Raw genomic sequence first — 22,071 nt, forward strand, 5'->3', positions numbered from 1 at the left:
GGGGGCTCTGTGGAGCCCCGGAAGGGGGAAGTCATGACGGAGACGGTCAACGGCGCGGTCGCGCGCGGGGGTAAGCGGCCACGCAAGGGACTGAAGATGAAGCGCATCTTCACCACGCCCGGAGTGCACCCGTACGACCAGGTGACCTGGGAGCGCCGTGACGTCGTCATGACCAACTGGCGGGACGGCTCGGTCAACTTCGAGCAGCGGGGCGTCGAGTTCCCCGACTCCTGGTCGGTCAACGCCGCCAACATCGTGACCACCAAGTACTTCCGGGGCGCCGTCGGCACCCCGCAGCGCGAGTGGAGCCTGAAGCAGCTCGTCGACCGGGTGGTCGGCGTCTACACCAGGACCGCGGTCGAGGAGGGCTACTTCGCGACCGAGGAGGACGCCGAGATCTTCGACCACGAGCTCAAGCACGCCCTGGTCAACCAGGTCTTCAGCTTCAACTCGCCGGTCTGGTTCAACGTCGGAACCGCCTCGCCGCAGCAGGTCAGCGCCTGTTTCATCCTGGCCGTCGACGACCAGATGGAGTCCATCCTCGACTGGTACAAGGAAGAGGGTGTGATCTTCAAGGGCGGTTCGGGCTCGGGGGTGAACCTCTCCCGGATCCGTTCCTCCAAGGAACTGCTCTCCAGCGGCGGTACGGCCAGCGGCCCCGTCTCCTTCATGCGCGGCGCCGACGCCTCGGCGGGCACCATCAAGTCCGGCGGCGCCACCCGCCGCGCGGCCAAGATGGTCGTCCTGGACGTCGACCACCCCGACATCGAGGAGTTCATCGAGACCAAGGCGCGCGAGGAGGACAAGGTCCGCGCGCTGCGCGACGCCGGGTTCGACATGGACCTGGGCGGCAAGGACATCGTCTCCGTCCAGTACCAGAACGCCAACAACTCCGTGCGCGTCTCCGACGAGTTCATGCGTGCCGTCGAGAACGGCGGTGACTTCGGGCTGCGCGCCCGCCTCACCGGCGAGGTGATCGAGAAGGTCGACGCCAAGTCCCTGTTCAGGAAGATGGCCCAGGCCGCCTGGGAGTGCGCGGACCCCGGCGTCCAGTACGACGACACGATCAACGACTGGCACACCAGCCCGGAGACCGGCCGCATCACGGCGAGCAACCCCTGCTCCGAGTACCTCCACCTGGACAACTCCTCCTGCAACCTGGCCAGCATCAACCTGCTGAAGTTCCTCAGGGACGACGACACCTTCGACGTCGCGGCCTTCGTGAAGCTCACCGAGCTGATCATCACCGCGATGGACGTCTCCATCACCTTCGCCGACTTCCCGACCGAGAAGATCGACCGGACCACCCGGGCCTACCGTCAGCTCGGCATCGGCTACGCCAACCTGGGCGCGCTGCTCATGGCCACCGGCCACGCCTACGACTCCGAGGGCGGCCGGGCCATCGCCGGGGCCATCACCTCGCTGATGACCGGCGCCTCCTACCGCCGCAGCGCCGAGCTGGCCTCGGTCGTCGGGCCGTACGAGGGCTACGCCCGCAACGCCGAGGCGCACAAGCGCGTTATGCGCAAGCACGCCGCGGCCAACGACGACCTGCGCACGCTGGGCGGGATGGACCGGGTCATCCACACCGAGGCCTCCCGCCAGTGGGCCGACTGCCTCAAGCTCGGCGAGAAGAACGGCTACCGCAACGCCCAGGCCTCGCTGCTCGCGCCGACCGGCACCATCGGCCTGATGATGGACTGCGACACCACCGGCATCGAGCCCGACCTCGCCCTGGTCAAGTTCAAGAAGCTCGTCGGCGGCGGCTCCATGCAGATCGTCAACCAGACGATCCCGCGGGCGCTGCGCCAGCTCGGCTACCAGGAGGAGCAGGTCGAGGCGATCGTCGAGTACATCGCCGCGCACGGCCACGTCGTGGACGCCCCCGGCCTTCGGCCCGAGCACTACGAGGTGTTCGACTGCGCCATGGGCGAGCGGGCCATCGCTCCGATGGGCCACGTGCGGATGATGGCCGCGGCCCAGCCGTTCCTGTCCGGCGCCATCTCCAAGACCGTCAACCTGCCCGAGTCCGCGACGGTCGAGGACATCGAGCAGGTCTACATGGAGGGCTGGAAGCTCGGCCTGAAGGCCCTGGCCGTCTACCGCGACAACTGCAAGGTCGGCCAGCCGCTGTCCGCGGCGGGCAAGAAGGCCGAGGAGAAGGCCGAGCCGGCCGAGCCCGAGGTCCAGGTCGTCGAGGTCAGCCGTCCGACCAGGCGCCGGATGCCGAACCAGCGGCCCAGCACCACCACCCGCTTCACCGTGGGCGGCGCCAAGGGCTACATGACCGCCTCGTCCTACCCCGACGACGGTCTCGGCGAGGTCTTCCTGAAGATGTCCAAGCAGGGTTCCACCCTGGCGGGCGTCATGGACGCCTTCTCCGTGGCCATCTCCATCGGCCTGCAGTACGGAGTGCCGCTGGAGACCTACGTGGGCAAGTTCGTCAACATGCGCTTCGACCCGGCGGGCATGACCGACGACCCGGACATCCGGATGGCCGCCTCGGTGATGGACTACATCTTCCGTCGCCTGGCGCTCGACCACCTGCCCTACGACGAGCGGGCCGCCCTGGGGATCTTCTCGGCCTCCGAGCGCGCCGCCCAGCAGCGGGGCGAGGACCCGGCCCCGATCGCCGCGGACGAGGTCATCGCCGAGCTGGCCACCTCCGCGCCCATCGAGCGGCCCCAGCCCCGATCCGAGACCCGCACCCAGACCGTCGAGGTGGCCGCCCCCGAGCGCGCCGCGGGCTCCCTGGAGTCGCACCAGGGCCGCACCGCCGACGCGCCGCTGTGCATGACCTGCGGCACCAAGATGCGTCCCGCGGGCAGTTGCTACGTCTGCGAGGGCTGCGGCTCGACCAGCGGCTGCAGCTGACACGTCCGTGAACCGGGGAGCCGGTGAGCCACATGGCTCACCGGCTCCCCGTCGTCTCTCCCGGTCACGGGCAAAGGGAGTGGCGCGGGGAAAGGGAGTTGAGTCTCCAGTGAGTGGAGACGGCACAGTGGTGCCGTGAGCGAAGGCACGGAGCTTTTCACGATCGGGCAGCTCGCCCGCCGTACGGGACTACCGGTGCGGACGATCCGTTTCTGGTCGGACAGCGGCCTGGTGCCGCCGACCGAGCGGTCCGCGGGCGGTTACCGTCTCTACGACGCGCGAGCGGTCGCCCGGCTCGACCTCGTCAGGACCCTGCGCGAACTCGGGTTCGGTCTTGAGGCGGTCGAGGAGGTCCTGTGCCGGGCCACGACGGTCGCCCAGGTCGCCGAGGCGCATGTCGCGGCGCTTGAGGCGGAGATCCGTACCCTGCGGCTGCGCCGCGCCGTGCTGAGCACGGTCGCCAAGCGCGGCAGCACGATCGAGGAGGCGTCACTGATGCACAGACTGGCCAGGCTGTCCGCGCGGGAGCGGCAGCAGATCATCGATGACTTCGTGGACCGCGTCCTCGCCGGGCTCGACCTCGGCGAGGGCCCGTCACTGGGCATCGCGAACGGCATGCGGCAGGTGAACACCGAACTGCCGGACGAGCCGAGCCCGGAGCAGGTGGACGCCTGGATGGAGCTGGCGGAGCTCGTCGAGGACGAGGACTTCCAGCGCCGGGTCAGGGAGATGGTGGTGGCGGGCCAGAACGCGGACGGTCCCGCGGGCTCGCCGGACCACCAGGCCGTCATGGAGCACGCGGTCCCGGCCCAGGCGGCGGGGGTCGCGCCGGACTCGGCCGAGGGACGGGCCGTGCTCGACCTGATCGTCGCGCCGGAGACCCCGGCGCGGGAGCGGGTACGGCTGGCGGAGCAGGTGGAGCTGTTCAGCGACCTGCGGGTCGAGCGGTACTGGCAGCTGGTGTCGGCCATCAACGGGCGCCCGCCGTTCCCTCCGGCCGTGGCGGCCTTTCTCTGGCTGGCCGCCGCGCTCAGGGCGTCCGCCGAGGCGTGAGTCGTCCGATTCCTGCAAGACCGTGGCTGTGACCTCCGGTTAGGTTGGGCCGTGCGCGGCCCGGGACGCGCGCACCGAGCACGGCACCTCAACCGGAAAGACACGGATATGCGGACACGTCTGAGTTTCGTGGGAATCGTCGTCAAGGACATGGCCAGGTCGCTGGCGTTCTACCGCCGGCTGGGTCTGGACCTGCCGCCGGAGGCGGACGGGGAGCCGCACGTCGAGGCGGATCTGCCCGGGGGGCTGAAGCTCGTCTGGGACACGGTCGAGACGCTCCACGGTTTCGACCCGGGCTGGCGGCCGCCCACCGGAGATTCCCGGACGGCGTTCGCCTTCGAGTTCGACACCCCCGCCGAGGTGGACGCCGCCTACGAAGAGCTCGTCTCCCTGGGCTACGAGGGCCACAAGGAGCCCTGGGACGCGTTCTGGGGGCAGCGGTACGCCATCGTCCACGACCCCGACGGCAACGGCGTCGATCTGTTCGCCGCGAACGGCTGAGGGCGTCAGCAGGCGCAGGAGACGCCGAGGACGGGGGCGGTCAGCGGGTCGGGCGCACGCCGGGAGACTCCCTCCGAGGTCTCGACGGGCAGGCCCTCCCTGGCCCAGTACTCGAAGCCGCCGATCATCTCCTTGACGGGGTGACCGAGCCTGGCGAACTCCAGGGCCGCCCTGGTGGCGCCGTTGCAGCCCGGTCCCCAGCAGTAGGTCACCACGGTCGCCCCCGTGGGGACCACCTCGGCCGCGCGGGTGGCGATGTCGCCGGTCGGCAGGTGTACGGCTCCCGCGACGTGGCCCTGGAGCCAGGCCTGGACGCCGCGTGTGTCGACCACGACGACGTCCGGGACTCCGGCCGCCAGGTCGGCTGCCACGTCGGAGACGTCGGTCTCGAAGGCGAGCCGGGCGGCGAAGTGGGCGATCGCCGTGGCGCTCTCCGCGGCGGGGACCGCGGTGACGGCGGATGAGGGGGCGGACATCACATGCCTTTCTCGAAGAACGGTGCCGTGCGGGAGACATGGTTTCGCGCACGGCGCCTCTCCGACCAGTGGCGTGAACGCCGCTTATCGCTAATATCCCGCCATGTCGCTTCTCTTCCCGCGACGGCGGGCGCACACCGTGTCCGCCGTCGCCTTCGACGGCATGGCCCCCTTCGAGCTCGGCTGCGTGGTGGAGATCTTCGGTATCCCCAGGCCCGAACTCGACGTCCCCTGGTACGAGCTGACGGTCTGCGCCGAGACCCCGGCCGACCTGCGGGTCGTCGGAGGGTTCACCATGCGGGCCGGGCACGGGCTCGACGTGGCGGCGGCGGCGGACACGGTGATCGTGCCCGCGGTCGCGGACGTGCGGGGGGAGGTCTCCGCGGGGCTGGTCACGGCGCTGCGGACGGCGCACGAGCGTGGGGCAAGGATCGTGTCGATCTGTTCGGGGGCCTTCGCGCTGGCGGCCGCGGGGCTGCTCGACGGGCGTGAGGCGACCACCCACTGGAGGTACGCCGACCTGCTGAGGGAGAGGTTCCCCCTGGTCAGGGTCAACCCCGACGTCCTGTACGTGGACGGCGGGGACGTGCTGACCAGCGCGGGCAGCGCCGCGGGCCTCGACCTGCTGCTGCACCTGGTCCGCACGGACCACGGTCCCGGAGTGGCCAACTCGGTCGCGCGCAGGCTGGTCGTCCCGCCGCACCGGGAGGGCGGGCAGGCCCAGTTCGTCCAGGCCCCGGTGGCGCCCGCGGAGGAGGACGACGCGGTGGCCGCCGCGATGGCCTGGGCGCTCGGGCACCTGGCCGAGCCGATCACGGTCGCCGGGATGGCCGGGGCCGCCCGCATGTCGCAGCGCACCTTCCTGCGGCACTTCGCCCGCCAGACCGGGACCAGCCCGCTGCGCTGGGTGATCTCCCAGCGGATCGCGGCCAGCCTGGAGCCGCTGGAGTCGGGCTCCGCCTCGATCGAGGAGGTCGCGGCGGCGGTGGGGTTCGACAGCGCCGTGACCTTCAGGCACCACTTCGCCAGGACGATGCGCACCTCGCCCTCGGCCTACCGCAGGGCCTTCAGGGAGTCCCCGTGAGCCGGGCGCCCGGTGAGCTCTGGGACCCTGGACGGATGGTCGATGAGTTCGAGGAACTGCGGCGGCGGATGTTCGGCCTGGCCTACCGGATGCTCGGTTCGGCCGCGGAGGCGGAGGACGTCGTCCAGGACGCCTACCTGCGCTGGCACACCGCCGACAGGCGGAACGTGGAGACGCCGGGGGCGTGGTTGGCCAAGGTGGTCACCAACCTCTGTCTCAACCGGCTGACCGCCGCCCGTGCCACCCGCGAGAGCTACGTCGGCCCCTGGCTTCCCGAGCCCGTCGAGTCGGCGGCGCTCGGCCCGCTGGAGACCGCCGAGCGACGTGACGCGGTCTCCATGGCGTTCCTGACGCTGCTGGAGCGCCTCACCCCTCCGGAGCGCGCCGTCTTCGTGCTCCGCGAGGCCTTCTCGTACGGCTACCGCGAGATCGCCGAGGTGCTCGACCTCTCGGAGACCCACTGCCGCCAACTCCTGATCAGGGCGAGGAAGCGGATGGGCGAGCCACGGAGGTTCGACGTGCCCGGGGAGCAGCGGCACAGGATCGTCGAGCGGTTCCTCGACGCCGCGCGCGGCGGCGACCTCGCCGAGCTTGAGCGGCTGCTCGCCGTCGACGTGGTCGTCTGGTCCGACGGCGGTGGCCGGGTCAGCGCCGCCCTGCGCCCCGTGGAGGGCCGGGACAAGGTCGTCCGCTTCCTGGCCGGGATCGCCGCCAAGTTCGGCCCCGGAGGCGGGTTCGCCCACACCGAGGTCAACGGCGAGGAGGGAATCGTGGTGTGGGTCGAGGACGTGGTCGTCGCGGTCTTCGCGATCGAGGTGACGGACGGGCGGATCACGGGGGTGCGGGCCGTACTGAATCCGGACAAGCTCTCGCGCTTCACGGCCCCGGGTTGCCAAGAATAAGCAGACCGGTCTATTTTTTGAACCATGGGACGCAAGGGTGAGGAGACCAGGACGCGGCTGCTCGACGCGACGCGGGAGCTGATCGAGAGCGGCGGCTACTTCGGGGCCGGGCTGAACCAGGTGGTCGCGGCCAGCGGAGCGCCGCGCGGCTCGCTCTACTTCCACTTCCCCGGCGGCAAGGACCAGCTCGTCGGTGAGTCCGTACGGCGGGCGGGCCACGAGGTCGGCCGGATCGTGCGGGAGCTGGCCGAGTCCGCGCCCGACGCCGCGAGCCTGGTCACCGGGGTGCTCGCACTGCTGGGCGACCGGCTTGAGGCCTCCGGGTGGCGCAAGGGCTGCCCGGTGGCCACGGTGGCGCTGGAGATGGCGGCCGTCAGCGACCCGCTTCAGGAGGTCTGCGCCGAGGTCTACGGCTCGTGGGAGGAGGCGCTGCGTCACCGGCTGGCCGTGGACGGGCACCCGGAGCCCGCCGACACGGCCGTCACCGTCCTGGCCCTGATCGAGGGCGCACTGCTGCTGGCCAGGGCGCACCGCAGCCGGGAGCCGCTCGACCGGGTGGCGCGCGGGATCGCCACGCTGCTGAGGCCGTAACGCCGGAACCTCTGCCCGTCTCCTTTCGCATGCCCATGGAATATGTAGACCGATCTATTATGAGGTGATCGTGTGACCCCCGACTCCATCGTCTTCGGCGCGGCGGGATTCATCGGCCGCTCCCTGGTCGCCGAACTCCTGCGCAGGGAGCGCGCGGTGGCCGCCGCCCTGCGCGGGCCGGCGGACCGGCTGACCTCCTGGCTCGCCGGGCAGGGCGTGGACACCGCGCGGCTGACCGTCGTGACCGCCGACATCGCCGCCCCCGGGCTCGGGCTCGGCGCCGCGCCGGACCTCGGGCGGGTGCGCGACGTCTACAACACCGCGGCGCGTTTCGCCTTCGGACTGGGTGTCGCCGAGGCGCGGGCGGCCAACGTGACCGGGGCGGTCAACGTGGCCGACTGGGCCGCCACCCGCCAGGGGCTGCGGCGCCTGGTGCACGTCAGCGGCTACCGCGTCAGCGGCGGTCCCCCCGACTACCGGCGTGACGGGGCCTACGAGGCCTCGAAACGGGAGGGTGACGCGGCGGTGCGCGCCCGCGCCGGGGAACTCGGCGTCCCGCTGACCGTCGTCAACCCCAGTTCGGTCACCGGGGAGGGCCAGTTCATCGGCCTCGCCTCGGTGGTGCGCGACCTGTGGCGTGGCCGGCTGCCCCTGCTGCCCGGGGACGGGAGGACCTTCCTGCCGGTCGTGGACATCGGCTACCTGGCCCGCTTCATGGCGGAGGTGCCCTGCCACGAGGAGACGGCGGGCGAGGCCTACTGGGTGCTCGACGACCGGACGCCGAACCTGCCGGAGCTGGCCGGATTCCTGGCCGCTCACCTGGGCGTCCGTCCCCCGCGTGCGACGATCCCGGTCTCCCTGGTACGGCGGCTGCCCCGTGTCCTGACCGGCGCCGACCCGGAGACGCTGTCGTTCATGTCCGGCGACCGCTACGAGACGGCCCCCGCCCTGGCCTTCGCCGAGCGGGCCGGTCTGCGCATGCCGCCGGTGGAGGAGATGCTCAGGACCTGGGCGGACGGGCTGGTCGGTGCCGGGTTCGGGGAAGGGGAGGCGCCACGCGGGCCGTACGGATTCCAGGACGTGGCGGGCAGCCGTACCTGGGTGGCCGGGGAGCGGGAGAGCCCGCGGTACGTGCTGCTGCACGGGCTGCCGCTCGACGCCCGCTCCTGGGCGGAGGTGGACGAGTCGCTCGACGGTCCCGTCCTGGCCGCCGACCTGCCGGGACTCGGCCGCTCCTCGCCCGCCCGCTCACTGGGGGAGTGGACCGAGGCGCTGCTCGAACCGGCGGGGACGCGCCCCGTGTTGGTCGGTCACTCCTTCGCCTGCGGGCCCGTCCTGCGCTACGCGCTCGCGCGTCCTGAGCGGGTCTCCGCGGTCGTGCTTTTGGCCCCGGCCTTCCTGCAGGCCCCGGCGGGGTGGCTGACCCGCTCGGTCTTCGGCGCCGCCGTACTGCGCCGGACGTCCCCGGCGCGGCTGGCGGACAGGCTCGGCGTGCCCGAGGACGCGCTCGCCGACCTGCGCCGCCCCGGTGCCGCCCGGCGGGTGATCGGGGCGATGCGCGCGGGCCACGCGGCCAGGGAGGAACTGCGGCGGGCACTCGGCCGGGTCGAGGTCCCGGTGACGGTCGTCACGGGGGCGGCCGACCCGCTCGTGGCGGGTGAGGCCGACGTCGTGATCGAGGGCGCGGGGCACTATCCCCAGCTCACCCATCCCCGGCGGGTGGCGCGTGTCCTGCGAGAAGCCGCCGGGCGAGTTCTTCCAGCGCGGCTGTGATCCGCTCGGGTCCGAGCCCGCGACCCTCACGCTGGAAGGTGTAGACCTCGGGGGCGAGCGGGGCGAGCGCGATCTCGACGAGCGCGTCCGGGTCGGGCACGTCGGCGGCGACCAGCAGCGAGCGCACGTGCGCCCGCCAGAAACCGTAGGCGCCGGTGGCGAAGCGTGAGCGGCCCGTCTCCGCGCCGAGCACCAGATGGGCGTGGGATTCGAGCAGGCCGACCATCGCGGCGTAGAAGGCGGCCAGCCGCCGCGCGGGCGTGGCACCGGGGCCGAGGGGCGGCTCGCCTCCGATCAGTTCGCGCTGCAGGGCCTTCTCGTGCTCGTCGAGCATCGCGGTCGCGATCGCGGCCCGGTCGGGATAGCGGCGGTACAGGGTGCCCCGGCCGACTCCCGCCGCCCTGGCGATGTCCTCCATGGTGACGTTGGGCGCCCCATTGGCGGCGAACAGCCGCTCTGCGGCCTCCAGGATGCGCGCCCGGTTACGCGCGGCGTCTGCTCTCTCCATACCCCCAGGGTATATGTGGACGCTGTGTCCGGATAGCGCGAGAGGGCCCGCGGGTCGCGGGTCCTCTCGTCTGGCCGGGCGGTCGGTCAGGCCGCGGGAGTGGGGCCGCTCGTGGCCGGGAACCGCAGGACGTTGCGTCCTGTGTAGGCGCGCAGATCGACAACCTTGGTGTCGGGCGCGCCGCCACGGCGCCGCACCGACCGGATGTCCCTGATCTTGAGCCGTGCGACGGACGGCGGCACAAGCACAAGTCTCTTCATTGAGCCCCCCGCGTGACGCTTTCGTTACACGAAATGTCTACAGATCGTCCCGTAAAACCGTCGTAAAGAACTGATCGTCAGTAGGGAAGCCTGCGACCTGACGGAGTGCGAAGGTCCAGGTCGAAGGCGCGGGTACGGCGACGCCGGTGCTGCGAACGGGTGACTTTCGCGTGACGCATGGCTCGTCCCTCCTCTTGCTCGGGCTCGCCGGCCGGGGGTCGGCGGGAGCCCGCCCACGCTTGCCAACCTAGTTCTCCCCGGTGAGCCCTATCAACCGGTTTGATCGCGGGTGGGCCGATGCCCGGCCGGACGGCGCCGCTGACGACCCGAGGAACGCCTGAGTACGTGACATCGGCCGAACTATGGTGTCCAGCGGCGCGTCCAACAAGCCGGTGAACGGAGGCGGGAATGAGCACCGGACTGGTCGACGGAGATCCGCAACGGCTCGGCGGCTACTGGCTGGCGGGCCGGTTGGGCGCGGGCGGACAGGGAGTCGTCTACGAGGCCTACGACGCACGGGGTGAACGGGTCGCGGTCAAGGTGCTGCACGGTGACGCGGCGGCCGACCCCGAGTTGCGCGAGCGGTTCGGCCGTGAGGCGGCCTCCGCCAGGCGGATCGCCTCCTTCTGCACGGCCGCCGTGGTGGACGCCGACCTCGAAGGGCCCAGGCCGTACATCGTCTCCGAGTACGTCGAGGGACCGAGCCTGCGCAGGGCCGTCATCGACGGGCGCCGCTTCACCGGCGGTGACCTGCACCGCCTGGCCACCGCCGTCGCCACCGCGCTGACCGCGATCCACGAGGCCGGGGTCATCCACCGAGACCTCAAACCCGACAACGTGCTGCTCGGCCCCGACGGCCCCCGGGTGATCGACTTCGGTATCGCCCGTATGGCCGACATGTCGCTGACCGCGACCGGGATGGTCGCGGGAACCCCCACCTACATGGCCCCCGAGATCTTCATGGGGGAGCGCGCGACCGAGGCCGTCGACGTCTTCGCCTGGGGCGGGATCATGGTCTTCGCAGCCACCGGACTCGACCCGTTCAGGGCGGAGAGCCTGGGCGGCGTCATGCACCGGGTGCTCTCCGTGCAGCCGCAGCTGGACGTACTGCCCGAACAGCTCCGCCCACTGGTGGCCGCATCCCTGGCCAAGGACCCCACGGCCAGGCCGGCCGCCAGGGAACTGCTGCTCGCCCTGATCAGCGGGGGCGGCTCGCTCGACACCCGGCGGCTGCTCGCGGCGGGCAGCGAGACGGGCGGCCGGATGCACACCGGCTCGAACGACCCCGCGCTCGGCGAACTCGCCGAGGAGGCCTTCGCCGCGCTCGGGCAGGCCGAGCGGGAGCTCGCCCCCGAGGTGTTCCTCCGGCTCGTCACTGTGACCGACGACGGAGAACTCACCGTACGGCGCGCCCAACTGGCCGAACTCCTCCAGGGAAGGGGCGAGGAGGAGATCGCCGCCGTCCACCGGGTGCTCGCGGCCTTCACCTATCTGGTCGGCCACGACGAGCAGGCTCTGTGGCTCTCTCGGCCCGCCCTGACCCAGGCCTGGCCCCGGCTGCGCCAGTGGGTCGGGGCCAACCGCGACGGCCTGGTCGTGCATCGGCACATCCTCACCGCGGCCTGGCGCTGGCAGAGCCAGGGCCGCAGGGACGGCGACCTGTTCCAGGGCAGCAACCTGGAGAACGCCATGAACTGGGCGGCGACGGGACGGCGCAACATCACGCTGAGCCCGGTCGAACGCGACTTCCTCGAGGCGGGGGCCGCCCTGGCCAGGCGCCGTGCCCGCAGGGGCAGGCTGCTGTCCGTGACGCTGGCCGGGTTGCTGGCGGTCGCGCTGGCCGCCGGGGTGCTGGCCGTACAGCAGGGCAGGGTCGCCGAGGCGCGCAGCGTCACCATCGCGCACCAGCGCGACCAGGCACAGGCCCGCCAGCTCGCCGCGACCGCCGAATCGCTGCGCGTCTCGGAGCCGGTCAGGGCCATGCTGCTCAGCGTGGCCGCCTGGCGGCTGAACCCGGTGGTCGAGGCGAGAGCCGCCCTGACCGGCTCCCTGGCCCAGCGTGAGACGGCCGCCTTCCACGACCCGGCGGCCGGGGTGCGCACGCTGCGGGCGCTGAGCCGTGACGGGCGCGTCCTCGTCAGCGCCGGCGACGGACAGGCGCGCGTCTGGGACGTGCGGACCGGCGGACGCACCGGCGGGTTCGACGGGATAGGCGACGAGCTGACCGGGATCGCGCTGAGCCCGAGCGGCAGGCTGCTCGCCGTGGTCAGCGGGACGAAACTCACGATCTGGGACATGGCGACCGGCAAGCCGACCGGTGCGACCCTCACCGTCCGGGACAGGGGCGTCGACGGCATATCCGAGGTGGCCTTCGGCCGCTCGGAGGACCTGGTCCTGGTCAGCAGGGGCGAGGGGCTGACGGTCTGGAACCGGCGGACGGGCGGTGACGCGGCCCCGTTCACCGCGGGCATGGGCTTCGACACCTCGCCGGACGGCACCGGGCTCGCCGTCGCCGACCTCGGAGGGAACGCGACGGCCACGACCCTCGCGGACGGTCGCAAGGTGTCGCTCGGGCAGCCGTGCACCTGCGTGCGGCGCGTCGCCTACAGTCCGGACGGCAAGATCATCGCGGTCCGCACCGGAGCGCTCATACGGCTCCACGACGCCTCGACCGGCGCCGATCTGCAACGTTCCTTCACCGACGCCAACGTGCAGCGCTCCTTCGACGAGGGCGACGCGGACACGCTGGTCTTCAGCCCCGACGGGCGATTCCTGGCGTCGGTGAGCGAACGCAACATCAGGCTCTGGCGCGTCGCGGACGGCGCCCTGCTGTTCACCCACGCCGTCGCCGCGTTCAGGCCGGTCGCCGCCTTCGACCCCGACGGGCGCACCCTGCGCTACCTGTCGGAGGACTCGGTGATCAGCCTCGACATCGCCTTCGCGACCGCCCCCGCGCCGCTTGGGAAGGCGGGCTTCGCCAGGGCGGCGCTCAGTCCCGACGGCCGCCTGCTCGCCTCGAAGGGGGAGGGGCCGGGGAAGGTCAGCCTGTGGGACGTGCGCGGCCGTAGATCCCCGGTGGCCCTGGACGTCGGTTCACAGGACCCCGGCGGCTACTTCGAGATGGCCTTCAGCGGCGACGGGAGACGGCTGGCGGTCGTCACGGGCGACATGGCGGGGGAGGTGCAGATCTGGGACACCAGGACGTTCGAGAAGGTCATGACCGTCGCCGCCCCGAGACAGGGCAACGTGACCGCCATCGCGGTGAACGCCGACGGCACCGCCCTCGCCGGATACGTCGCCTACCCCGACTCCCCGACCGGGGACGGCGGGGAGATCCACCTGTGGGACGTGCCCGGCGGCCGGCACCGCTGGGCCAGGAAGCAGGGCTACCCCGACGGCCTCCGCTTCGCCCCGGACGGCAGGGCGCTGGCGGTCGCGGGCGGTGAACAGCGCCTGCTCGACACCCGCACGGGCGAACCCTTCGGCCCCTCGTACGGCTCGCCGACCGTCGGCGTCCCCGTCCTCTCGCTCGCCTTCGGCGGGGACGGCTCCCGCTTCGCCATCGCCGACCAGGCGGGACGGCTGTCGGTCTGGGAGACCTCGTCGAGGAAGCAGGTCGGTGAGACCGTCAGGACGGGGGCGGGCGAGACCCCCCTGCTGACCTACTCGCCGCGCGGCGACGTGATCGCGGGCCGGGTGGGCGGCGGCTCCGTGGCGCTGTGGGACGTCGAGACCGGGCGCCGCCTCGGGGAGCCGATCACGACAGGGCCCGGAGAGCCGAGGGCGCTGGCCTTCACCGGAGACGGGGCGCGCCTGGTCGTCGCCGACTCCTCGGGAGTCCTGGCCGAGCGCCCGGTGGAGCCGGAGGCCGTGGCGAACGCGGTCTGCGCGAGGGCGGGCCGTACGCTCTCGGCGCAGGAGTGGCGGACCTACCTGGGGGAGACGCCGTACCGCGATGTATGCCCCCGATGACCCAGAACTTTCCGGTCTGAGATCGCATCCAACACCGTATGAGAGTCGCGGCGAGGCTGATCGAGGGGGACCCGCACCGTCTGGGGGACTACCGGCTGGCGGGCCGTCTTGGGGCGGGCCGCCGGGGCGTGGTCTACGAGGCCTACGACTCCGGGGGACGGCGGGTGGCGGTGAAGGTGCCGCACGGAGACCCCGAACTGTGGCGGCCCCTGGCCGGGGAGGTGGCCGCGGTCCGCGCCGCCGCGCCGTCCTGCACGGCCAAGGTGATCGATGCGGACTGCGTGGGGGCGCGGCCGTACGTCGTCAGTGAGTACGTGGCCGGGCCGAGCCTGCGCGGGGCGGGGCGGACCCTGACCGGGCCCGACCTGCTCCACCTGGCCGCGGCCCTGGCCACCGCGCTGACCGCCCTCCACGAGGCCGGGGTCGTCCACCGTGACCTCACCCCGGACAACGTGCTGCTGGGCCCCGACGGTCCCAGGGTCGTCGGGTTCGGGCCGCTCTCCCCGACGGAGACGACGCTGACCTGGCCCAGGCTGGCCATGAACGCCCCGGCCTACACCGCGCCGGAGGCGTTCACCGGACGGGAGCCCGGCGCCGCCGCGGACGTGTTCGCCTGGGGCGCGGTCGTGTTCTACGCCGCGACGGGGAGGGACGCGTTCGAGGGCACCAGCCTGGGGGCGGTCATGCACCGTGTGCTGTCGGTCGATCCCGGCCTGGACCCGATCCCGCAGCCGTTGCGCGCCCTGGTCGCCGACTCCCTGGCCAAGGACCCCGAGCGCAGGCCCGCGGCCCGAGACCTGCTGCGGGCCCTGGTCTCGGCGGACGCGACCGTCCGGCTCAAGGCCCCCTGCCTCGCCCCCGACTGCCTCACGCACGCCTCTCCCGCCGCGGCCTGCCTGCCGGCGGCCTGTCTCGTGCCCTCGGGAGGCGACACTCCCGGGTGGACGGCGGAGATGCTCACCGCGGAGGCGCCGCTCACCGCGGAGGCGGTCCTCGGCGGGCGGGTCTGTCTCGCCGACGCCCTGCTGGCCGCCCGCGTGCCGCTCACCCTGGACTTCCTGCTGGCGGCGGGCGACGCCATGGCGGCGAGGCTGCGGACCCCGTATGACGACCCGGGACTGGGCGCGGTCGCGGAGGACGCCTACGTCACGCTCGACCCGGCCGACCGGCCGTTCGCCTCGGCGATGTTCCTCAGGCTGGCGGACGGGCGCGGCGGGCCGCGTGACGCGGGGGAGACCGAGAAACGGATCGCCGAGGCGTTCGGGCCGCTGGTCGTCCGCGCGGGGGACCTGGCCCGCCTGGCCGATCCGGCGCTGCCGTACGCCTGGCCGAGGCTGGCCGGGTGGATCGAGGCGGACCGCGACGCGCGGGCCCGCACGGCCCGCGACCGCCTGTACTGGCTGGGGCTGACGGTACTTCTGACCCTCGCCCTGGTCGCGGCCCTGGTGGCAGCCCTCGGAACCGGCGGCGGACCTGTCTGAGCCCTCCCCCGACGGGTAGGCATAGCCGGGAGTACGCCGTGAGTTTTTCGGGGGGAAGACATGGCGCGATGTGAGGTCTGCGGCAACGACTACGACATGAGCTTCGAGGTGCACGCGCAGGGAGCCGTGCACGTCTTCGACAGCTTCGAGTGCGCGATCCACCGGATGGCCCCGGTGTGCGAGCACTGCGGGGTGAAGGTCGTCGGCCACGGGGTCCAGGTGGGCAGGAACTGGTTCTGCTGCGCGCACTGCGCCCGTCAGGAGGGGGAGGAGGCGATCGTCGACCGGGTCGGCATCCCGATGCAGCAGGGAGCCTGAACCGTTCGGGCACCGCTAGGGTGCAGGGGTGTATGTGAAGATCTGCGGGCTGCGAGAGCCCGGCCACGTCACGGCCGCCGTCGAGGCGGGAGCCGACGCGATCGGCTTCGTCCTGACCCGGAGCCCTCGGCGGATCACCCCGGAGCTCGCCCGTGAGCTGGCCGCCGAGGTGCCTCCCCACGTGCTGACCGTCGCGGTCTTCGCCGGTGAGACCCCGCAGGAGGTACGGCGGGCCGCGGCCGAGTCGGGGGTACGGGCCGTGCAACTACACGGCGCCCATCCGCACGAGGACTTCACCGCGCTCAAGGACCTCGGCCTGACACTGGTCCGGGCCGGCGCGGCGGCGGGCGCCGACCTGCGCTGCGGGGCCTTCGACGAGGACATGCTCATCGTCGACGCCCCCCGTCCAGGCTCGGGGGAGCCGTGGGACTGGGCGGCGGTGCGCGGCCTCCCGCAGGGTCGCTGGATGCTGGCCGGAGGACTCGGCCCGGCGAACGTCGCCGAGGCCGTGGCCGCCGCCCAGCCGTGGGGGGTCGACGTCTCAAGCGGTGTCGAGACCGCTCCCGGGGTGAAGGACGCGGGGCTCATCAGGGAGTTCGTGGCCGCCGCGCGCGGCTGAGGCCCCGGCTACCCGGTGCCCCCGGGCGTCCGGGACCGCCGCTTGGCCGGGGTCGCGGGCGTTTCGCGTGGGGAGCGGGGAGCCGTCCGCAGGACGGGCAACGCCGTCCCCGCGCCCGCCAGGGCGCCCAGGACGTTGAAGAGCACGTCCGCCGGGTCGCAGCTACGCCCCTCCGAGAACGCCTGAGTGATCTCCAGGGAGAGGGAGGCCGCCGCCAGCCCCGTCACGACCGCCAACGGGCGGCGGGTCACGAGGGCCCCCAGCAGGGCGGGCGCGGCGTAGAGCAGGAGGTTGAGGAGGTTCTGGGCCTCCGTGAAGGAGACCGGGCCGCCGGTCGCGCAGAAGGCCAGGCCGTGCGTGGCCAGACGCGTCGGCATCGTGAGGGCCGGGATCACGGCCAGGGAGAACAGCCAGAGGAACGCCGTCGGCCGCCGCACGCGGAACACCGCCGAGGCTCTTCGGCTCAGCGGGACGCACGACCCGGTGAGGACCGTCAGCAGGCAGGCGACCGGCAGCCAGAGGTCACGGTTGGCGAGGAAGACCTCGACGGGCAGGGGGATCAGCAGTCGCCCCAGACCTTCGTGACGTACTGGAAACGGGTCGCGGTGTTCAGCATGATCCCGTGGTAACACCCGGAGGGAAGGGCGAGGGAGAAGCTCCTGAAGGTGGTGCCGCCCGCCCTGGCCGTCACGGCCGGGCCGTAGACGGGCTTCTTGATCCCGACGCCCGAGCCGTCCGTCCGCTGGTAGCCGAGCCGGACGTTCGTCGCCCCTCCCCGCGCCTTGTCGTAGGCGACGTTGATCCGGCGCAGGGACCTCCCCTTGACGCAGAACCCGGCGCTGAGCGTGCCGTTGTCGAGGTAGCCGAACGCGGATCCGGAGAAGGTCAGGGAGGGACCGCAGTCGCCGACGGAACCCGTGCCCTCGGCCGCGGTGCCTCCCGCCGAGACGGCCGCGCAGGCGACCGTCGAGACGGTGAGAAGGGCGGCCGGCATGACGAGGGAGGACAGAAGGCGATCCAGCAAGGCGAGTCCTTCCGCTGGTGGGTTCGCGGTGGCAGACGGCGCAAGAAAAAGGGCATAAATGACAAACTATGATTTGTGGGCAATGTTCTAATTGCCAGATATCTCCGTTTTCCTCTCGCGCTTCGCGGTCAGGGGGAACCTATCCGCAAACCGGCACATGATCAACGAAGCTCGACCGGGGTCGCGCCGTGGTATCGGGTCCTACGCAGGTCAGGGCATGTGAGGGCTGCCTGCTATATGGGATTTGTGAAATATATTCGCGCCGTCGACAAGGAATCCTTCGCGGTCCTACATAAACCTGTGTGCGTCCTACAGAAACCAAAACTCAATGTGCGAACAGATCGTCGCAATCATGTGGCTGCCGAAAGGGTCCTTCTCAGGCACCCTTGAGGAGAAACGACCGCGCACCCCTCCCGCGCCGAAAGGAGAAAACAGCAATGAATGCTTCTAATCCGACCATCCGACCGTCTGCCATACACATCGCTGGACGGCTCGGGAGCGCCGTCACATGGTCACATGGCCGCCCAGGGGGTGGGGGAGGCCCGCGCCACGAGACGCCCGTACGGCGCCACGGCGGACGGAAACCGGCGGATCCCGCCGACAGAGCAGGGGTGATCTGGACGGTCAGGCCGTCACACGACGCCCCGTATGCCAGGTGTGGCGGTGCGATCTGGAGGGTGAGCGCCGCCACACCTCGGACCGGGTGTCGTAGACGGACGCCGTAGCCGGCCGCGGGCCGCGCTGCCGCGGGTGACGGCCGAGACCGTGGGCCGTCAGGCCGGGCTGCTCCCTCCCCGGAGAGAGCCTGGCCGGAAGGGGGGCGGTCACCGGTCCGCCGGACGGACGGGTGATCACCGGCCCGCGGTCTTGGAACCCGTCAGTGGTGACCGTGCTCGGCGGGGACGGTGCCACGGGGGAGCAGCAGGGTGACGAGCGCCGCGGTCGCGCCCAGCAGCAGCGCGCTCACCACGATCGTGGAGTGCAGACCGCCGACGAACGCGGCTCTGGCGGCGGTCAGCAGTGCGGCCCCGGTTTCGCCGCCGATCTCCTGCGCCGCGTGCGCGGCGGCGGCGAGCGACTGACGCGCGAGGGTCATCAGGCCGGAGGGAACCCCGGCGACCGGCGCCAGCGAGGGTGCGTAGACGGCCGTGGTGACCGTGCCGAGGACCGCGACCCCCAGGCCGGCCCCCAGCTCGTAGGCGGTCTCCTCGATCGCGGCGGCACCACCGGCCCGTGCCTCGGACGCCGAGGACATGATCGTGTCGGAGGCGGCGAGCAGGGTGACCTGGATGCCGAAACCGACGCCGACGAAACAGAGCGCGAGCGTCAGGGGGTGCGGCTCCGTACCCCAGGCCAGCGTGGGCAGCAGGCTGAGCGCGGTCAGCGCCAGGCCGCCGCCCATCGTCGCGCGCAGCCCGAAGCGGTGCAGCAGCCGCGCCCCGGCGAGGCCGCCGACGACCGCCGCGGCCATCAGCGGCAGCAGGCGGACCGCCGCCTGGAAGGGGCTGTCGCCGAGCACGAGCTGGAGATACTGGGCGAGCATCAGTTCGAGCCCGACCAGGGCGAAGACCGTGAGCAGCACGGCGGCGACCCCGATGGAGAACGCCCGCTGGCGGAACAGGCCGAGGTCGAGCATCGGGGAGGGTGAGCGCCGCTGTCTGCGCACGAACCAGGCCAGCAGTCCGATCCCGGCCAGGAGGACCACCGGTCCACCGGTGCCGCCGGTCCCCGTCTCCTTGAGGCCGAAGGCCAGGGCGAGGATGCCCACGACCGACAGCAGCGCGCTGAAGGCGTCCCACGGGTGCAGCGCCCGCGCGCAGGAGTCGGGCAGAAGCCTGACGGCCGCGGGCAGCAGCACCAGCAGGATCGGGACGTTGATCAGGAAGACGGCTCCCCACCATAGGTGCTCCACGAGCAACCCGCCGATGAGCGGGCCGACCGCGGCCCCGGCGGCGGCGACCCCGCTCCACACCCCCAGGGCGACGGCGCGCTCACGCCGGTCGGTGAAGACCTGCCTGATGATGGAGAGCGTGGCGGGCATGATCATCGCGCCGCCGACGCCCAGCAGGGCCCGCGCGCCGATCAGCGCGGCGGCGCTCGGCGCGAACGCGGCGGCGGCCGAGGCGACGCCGAACACCACGTACCCCATCAGCACCAGGCGTTTCCTGCCGTAGTGGTCACCGAGCGTGCCGAAGGTCAGCAGCAGCGGAGCGACCACCAGGGAGTAGGAGTCGATGATCCACAGCAGCTGGACCGAGGTGGGTTCGAGAGCGGCGGTCAGCGCGGGAACGGCGATGTGCAGGACCGTCGCGTCCACCGCGATGAGCAGCAGACTGAAGCACAGCAGGGCCAGGACCGACCAGCGGCCGGTCCCTCGCCTTCGCGGGTCGATCCCGGTGCGGACCGCACTGTCCACGACCCCCATGGCGATCATGAGCCGCTGGAGGGGCCGCTGAAGGGAACGTCGGCCTCGACGGACATGCCAGGCAGCTTAGGCGAAGCCGGGTAGTGGGAAAGCCAGGAATCGGAGATTGGCTTACCGCTAATTGTGGATATTGTCCCCATATATCCTGCCTCTCTAGAGAGATACAGGGATATATCTCTTATCTAGGCAAACAGTGATCTCGCGCGCACGATGACGGTCGTGGGGAGCCAGCACGAGGTCCATGAACCGCCGGAGCCGGACAGTGAACCGGACAGCGACACCGGTGACCCTCGCGAACGGTGCGCCACCGCCGCGGCCCTGCTGGAACGCGACCGGCCACGGGAGGCGCTCGACGCCATAGGGCACGGTCAGGTCACCGGTGTCGCGGACTGGGCATACCGGCTGCTGAGCCTCTCCTTCGAACGCCTCGGCCGAGACGCGGAGGCCGTGGCCGCCGCCGAGGAGGCCGTACGGACCGCTCCCGGGTCGTGGACGGCGCGGCTGCGACTGGGCGCCGCCCTGCGCCGGGTGCCGGGACGCCGGTGGGAGGCGGCCGTCCAGGCGGACAGGGCCGTCCGCTACGCCCCCGAGGAGCCGGACCCCCACGTCCTCGCCGGCGACCTCGCGCTGCTGCGCGGTGAACACCACCGGGCGGAGGCCGCCTACCGAGCCGCGCTGCGCCTGGCGGACGACCACCCGATCGCACGGGTCAACCTCGGGCTCGCGCTGCTGCGCTGGCGGCCTCCGCACGGCCACCACGACCCCGCCTGGCCGGTCGACCCCCGTGAGACCGGCCGTACGAGGGACGCCGTGGAGGCCTGGTCCCGGCAGATCCGCGTACTGCTGGCCGTCGCGCTCGCCGTGGCCGTCCTGCTCGTTCTGCGGACCGGGCTCGCCGGGGCGGCCGTGGCCGGGGGCGTGGCCGTACTGGCGGGGGCGGCGGCGATCACCCTCAGGCGGGGTCGTGAGATCAGGCTCTGGCGCTACGTGCCGCGTCTGCTCGCACGCGACCCCTGGCTCGGCGTCTCGGTCTCGGCCACCGTGCTCGCCGTCGTGGCCTACACGATGGCGGTCGCCACCCTCCCGCCCGTCCCGCAGGGCGTGGCGTGGCCCCTGCTCGCGGGATTCGTCCTGTTCAACGGCATCGCCCTGCCCGCCCTGCGGGTGCCCGCGCGGGCGTGGCGCGGGCGTCCGGTCAGGGCGCTGGCCGAGTTCGCCGCCGTCCCCGGAGACCGTACGGCACGGCGCAACGCCGAGACGACGCTGTGGATGCTCACCGTCCGCGCCTGGTCGGCGCTCACGGGGCTCCTGCTGGCAGCGGGATCACTCGGCGAGCTCCGGCTGGCCCTGGCAGCCCCCGCCGTCCCCGTCGCGCTCGCCCTGGCCCGTCCGAGGGGTACGGCGGGGCACCTCGTCGACCGGGTGCTCGCCGCCGACCGCCTGCTCACGGCCACCCGGTACCTGCTGACCCTGACCTCGGTCCTGCTCACGGGCGTCGCGGTCGTGACGTCGTCCGGCCTTCTGGCCGGAGCCGGCCTGGAGCGGTGGGCCTGGTGGATCTGGTGGGCCTGCGGCGTGCCGGCCGCCGTACCCGCCGGGGCGCTGGCCCTCAGAGCGGCACGGGCGCGCGGGCACGACCTGCCGGGACCGTGGCGTTCGGGCCTGGCCATGCGGGAGGGGCATGACGTGCGCCCGCCGGCGGACACGCGGGCGTCGATCTTCCTCGGCGGCGACGTGCGGCGGGCACTGGCCCGGGCCAAGGGAGTCGTCCTGGCCTTCACGGACCGGGAGGGCCCTAGGACCCTGGCCGCCGACGTCACCGGCCAGGCGGACGGCGAACTGCTCCTGACCGCCCCCGCCGACGCCTGGGAGGTGGCCGGGCGGGACCCGAGAGTCACGGTGTTCGTCGCCGACCCGGCGGAGAGCCGGTTCTGGGCCGAGGTACGGGGTATCGCGGTCGGCGACGTGGAGACGGGCGTGCTCAGGATCACCCCGAAGCGGGTCCTCGTCTCCGAAGTGCCAGGTCTCGGCGGTGCCCGCCACCGGGACCGCCACCGGCGCCGCCGTACCAGGGAGCGGCACGGGACCACACGGACACGCTGAGGGTTCACCGTGCCGGGGACCGCCCGGAGGAAGGCCCGGGGAGGGCACACGGGAGGGCGGCGGGAGGGATCGTTTCGGCATCCGAGGGAGGGGCAGAAACCCCGCAC

At 72.4% G+C, this 22,071-nt stretch carries 18 protein-coding genes; 12 read left to right on the plus strand and 6 right to left on the minus strand.

The window, feature by feature from the left end; all coding sequences use genetic code 11:
• The first annotated feature begins 33 nt into the window (after nucleotides 1–33).
• The 3 genes from ACFYY8_RS30785 to ACFYY8_RS30795 all read left to right on the plus strand — a co-directional run bounded on the left by ACFYY8_RS30785 (nucleotide 34) and on the right by ACFYY8_RS30795 (nucleotide 4,428).
• The gene (locus ACFYY8_RS30785) at nucleotides 34–2,874 is read left to right on the plus strand and encodes a vitamin B12-dependent ribonucleotide reductase (protein ID WP_390046958.1); all 2,841 of its coding nucleotides are present in this window, start codon (nucleotides 34–36) and stop codon (nucleotides 2,872–2,874) included.
• 135 nt (nucleotides 2,875–3,009) lie between these two features.
• Entirely contained in the window at nucleotides 3,010–3,927 is a 918-nt protein-coding gene (locus ACFYY8_RS30790; protein ID WP_390046960.1) for a MerR family transcriptional regulator, read from the plus strand.
• 108 nt (nucleotides 3,928–4,035) lie between these two features.
• Nucleotides 4,036–4,428 carry a VOC family protein gene (locus ACFYY8_RS30795; protein WP_390046962.1) on the plus strand — a complete coding sequence of 131 codons (393 nt, stop codon included), beginning with the start codon at nucleotides 4,036–4,038 and terminating at the stop codon, nucleotides 4,426–4,428.
• Nucleotides 4,429–4,433: 5 nt separating this feature from the next.
• On the opposite strand, the gene ACFYY8_RS30800 is transcribed toward ACFYY8_RS30795, so the two are convergent.
• A complete protein-coding gene (locus ACFYY8_RS30800) occupies nucleotides 4,434–4,904 on the minus strand; it encodes a rhodanese-like domain-containing protein (RefSeq protein ID WP_390046965.1) in 471 nt (156 codons plus the stop codon).
• Nucleotides 4,905–5,007: 103 nt separating this feature from the next.
• Here ACFYY8_RS30800 and ftrA point away from each other — a divergent pair, with 103 nt between their 5' ends.
• The 4 genes from ftrA to ACFYY8_RS30820 all read left to right on the plus strand — a co-directional run bounded on the left by ftrA (nucleotide 5,008) and on the right by ACFYY8_RS30820 (nucleotide 9,254).
• A complete protein-coding gene (gene ftrA, locus ACFYY8_RS30805) occupies nucleotides 5,008–5,988 on the plus strand; it encodes a transcriptional regulator FtrA (protein WP_390046967.1) in 981 nt (326 codons plus the stop codon).
• The gene (locus tag ACFYY8_RS30810) at nucleotides 5,985–6,890 is read left to right on the plus strand and encodes an RNA polymerase sigma-70 factor (RefSeq protein ID WP_390046969.1); all 906 of its coding nucleotides are present in this window, start codon (nucleotides 5,985–5,987) and stop codon (nucleotides 6,888–6,890) included. Before ftrA ends, ACFYY8_RS30810 begins: the two co-directional genes overlap by 4 nt.
• Nucleotides 6,891–6,914: 24 nt before the next feature.
• Entirely contained in the window at nucleotides 6,915–7,481 is a 567-nt protein-coding gene (locus ACFYY8_RS30815; protein WP_390046971.1) for a TetR/AcrR family transcriptional regulator, read from the plus strand.
• 72 nt (nucleotides 7,482–7,553) lie between these two features.
• The gene (locus tag ACFYY8_RS30820) at nucleotides 7,554–9,254 is read left to right on the plus strand and encodes an alpha/beta fold hydrolase (protein ID WP_390046973.1); all 1,701 of its coding nucleotides are present in this window, start codon (nucleotides 7,554–7,556) and stop codon (nucleotides 9,252–9,254) included.
• On the opposite strand, the gene ACFYY8_RS30825 is transcribed toward ACFYY8_RS30820, so the two are convergent.
• Together ACFYY8_RS30825 and ACFYY8_RS30830 are read right to left on the minus strand one after the other, a co-directional pair.
• Nucleotides 9,184–9,762 (minus strand): TetR/AcrR family transcriptional regulator, encoded by a 579-nt coding sequence (locus ACFYY8_RS30825; RefSeq protein WP_390046975.1) that lies wholly within the window; start codon nucleotides 9,760–9,762, stop codon nucleotides 9,184–9,186. The genes ACFYY8_RS30820 and ACFYY8_RS30825 overlap by 71 nt on opposite strands.
• An 86-nt stretch (nucleotides 9,763–9,848) precedes the next feature.
• Nucleotides 9,849–10,022 (minus strand): hypothetical protein, encoded by a 174-nt coding sequence (locus ACFYY8_RS30830; RefSeq protein WP_390046977.1) that lies wholly within the window; start codon nucleotides 10,020–10,022, stop codon nucleotides 9,849–9,851.
• 408 nt (nucleotides 10,023–10,430) lie between these two features.
• Between ACFYY8_RS30830 and ACFYY8_RS30835 the strand changes: the two genes are divergently transcribed.
• Genes ACFYY8_RS30835 through ACFYY8_RS30850 form a run of 4 tightly spaced genes read left to right on the plus strand, consistent with a single transcriptional unit; the run spans nucleotide 10,431 to nucleotide 16,412 of the window.
• Nucleotides 10,431–13,994: a WD40 repeat domain-containing serine/threonine protein kinase gene (locus tag ACFYY8_RS30835; protein WP_390046979.1), complete on the plus strand. Its 3,564-nt coding sequence runs from the start codon at nucleotides 10,431–10,433 to the stop codon at nucleotides 13,992–13,994.
• A 38-nt stretch (nucleotides 13,995–14,032) separates the two neighbouring features.
• A complete protein-coding gene (locus tag ACFYY8_RS30840) occupies nucleotides 14,033–15,475 on the plus strand; it encodes a serine/threonine-protein kinase (RefSeq protein WP_390046981.1) in 1,443 nt (480 codons plus the stop codon).
• Between the two features lie 60 nt (nucleotides 15,476–15,535).
• The gene (locus ACFYY8_RS30845) at nucleotides 15,536–15,793 is read left to right on the plus strand and encodes a hypothetical protein (RefSeq protein WP_390046983.1); all 258 of its coding nucleotides are present in this window, start codon (nucleotides 15,536–15,538) and stop codon (nucleotides 15,791–15,793) included.
• A gap of 28 nt (nucleotides 15,794–15,821) precedes the next feature.
• Nucleotides 15,822–16,412, plus strand: a complete 591-nt coding sequence (locus ACFYY8_RS30850) for a phosphoribosylanthranilate isomerase (RefSeq protein WP_390046985.1) — start codon at nucleotides 15,822–15,824, stop codon at nucleotides 16,410–16,412.
• 8 nt (nucleotides 16,413–16,420) lie between these two features.
• Here ACFYY8_RS30850 and ACFYY8_RS30855 read toward each other — a convergent pair whose 3' ends face one another.
• The 3 genes from ACFYY8_RS30855 to ACFYY8_RS30865 form a co-directional block, all read right to left on the minus strand.
• Nucleotides 16,421–17,044 carry a VanZ family protein gene (locus tag ACFYY8_RS30855; protein WP_390046987.1) on the minus strand — a complete coding sequence of 208 codons (624 nt, stop codon included), beginning with the start codon at nucleotides 17,042–17,044 and terminating at the stop codon, nucleotides 16,421–16,423.
• Complete coding sequence (locus ACFYY8_RS30860; protein WP_390046989.1) at nucleotides 16,972–17,436, minus strand: hypothetical protein; 465 nt, start codon at nucleotides 17,434–17,436, stop codon at nucleotides 16,972–16,974. Before ACFYY8_RS30860 ends, ACFYY8_RS30855 begins: the two co-directional genes overlap by 73 nt.
• An 877-nt stretch (nucleotides 17,437–18,313) precedes the next feature.
• Nucleotides 18,314–19,861 (minus strand): MFS transporter, encoded by a 1,548-nt coding sequence (locus ACFYY8_RS30865; RefSeq protein ID WP_390046992.1) that lies wholly within the window; start codon nucleotides 19,859–19,861, stop codon nucleotides 18,314–18,316.
• Nucleotides 19,862–20,080: 219 nt separating this feature from the next.
• Here ACFYY8_RS30865 and ACFYY8_RS30870 point away from each other — a divergent pair, with 219 nt between their 5' ends.
• A complete protein-coding gene (locus ACFYY8_RS30870) occupies nucleotides 20,081–21,964 on the plus strand; it encodes a tetratricopeptide repeat protein (RefSeq protein WP_390046995.1) in 1,884 nt (627 codons plus the stop codon).
• Nucleotides 21,965–22,071 lie beyond the last annotated feature (107 nt).

The organism is Streptosporangium sp. NPDC001559 (assembly GCF_042893955.1).
Lineage (GTDB): Bacteria > Actinomycetota > Actinomycetes > Streptosporangiales > Streptosporangiaceae > Streptosporangium.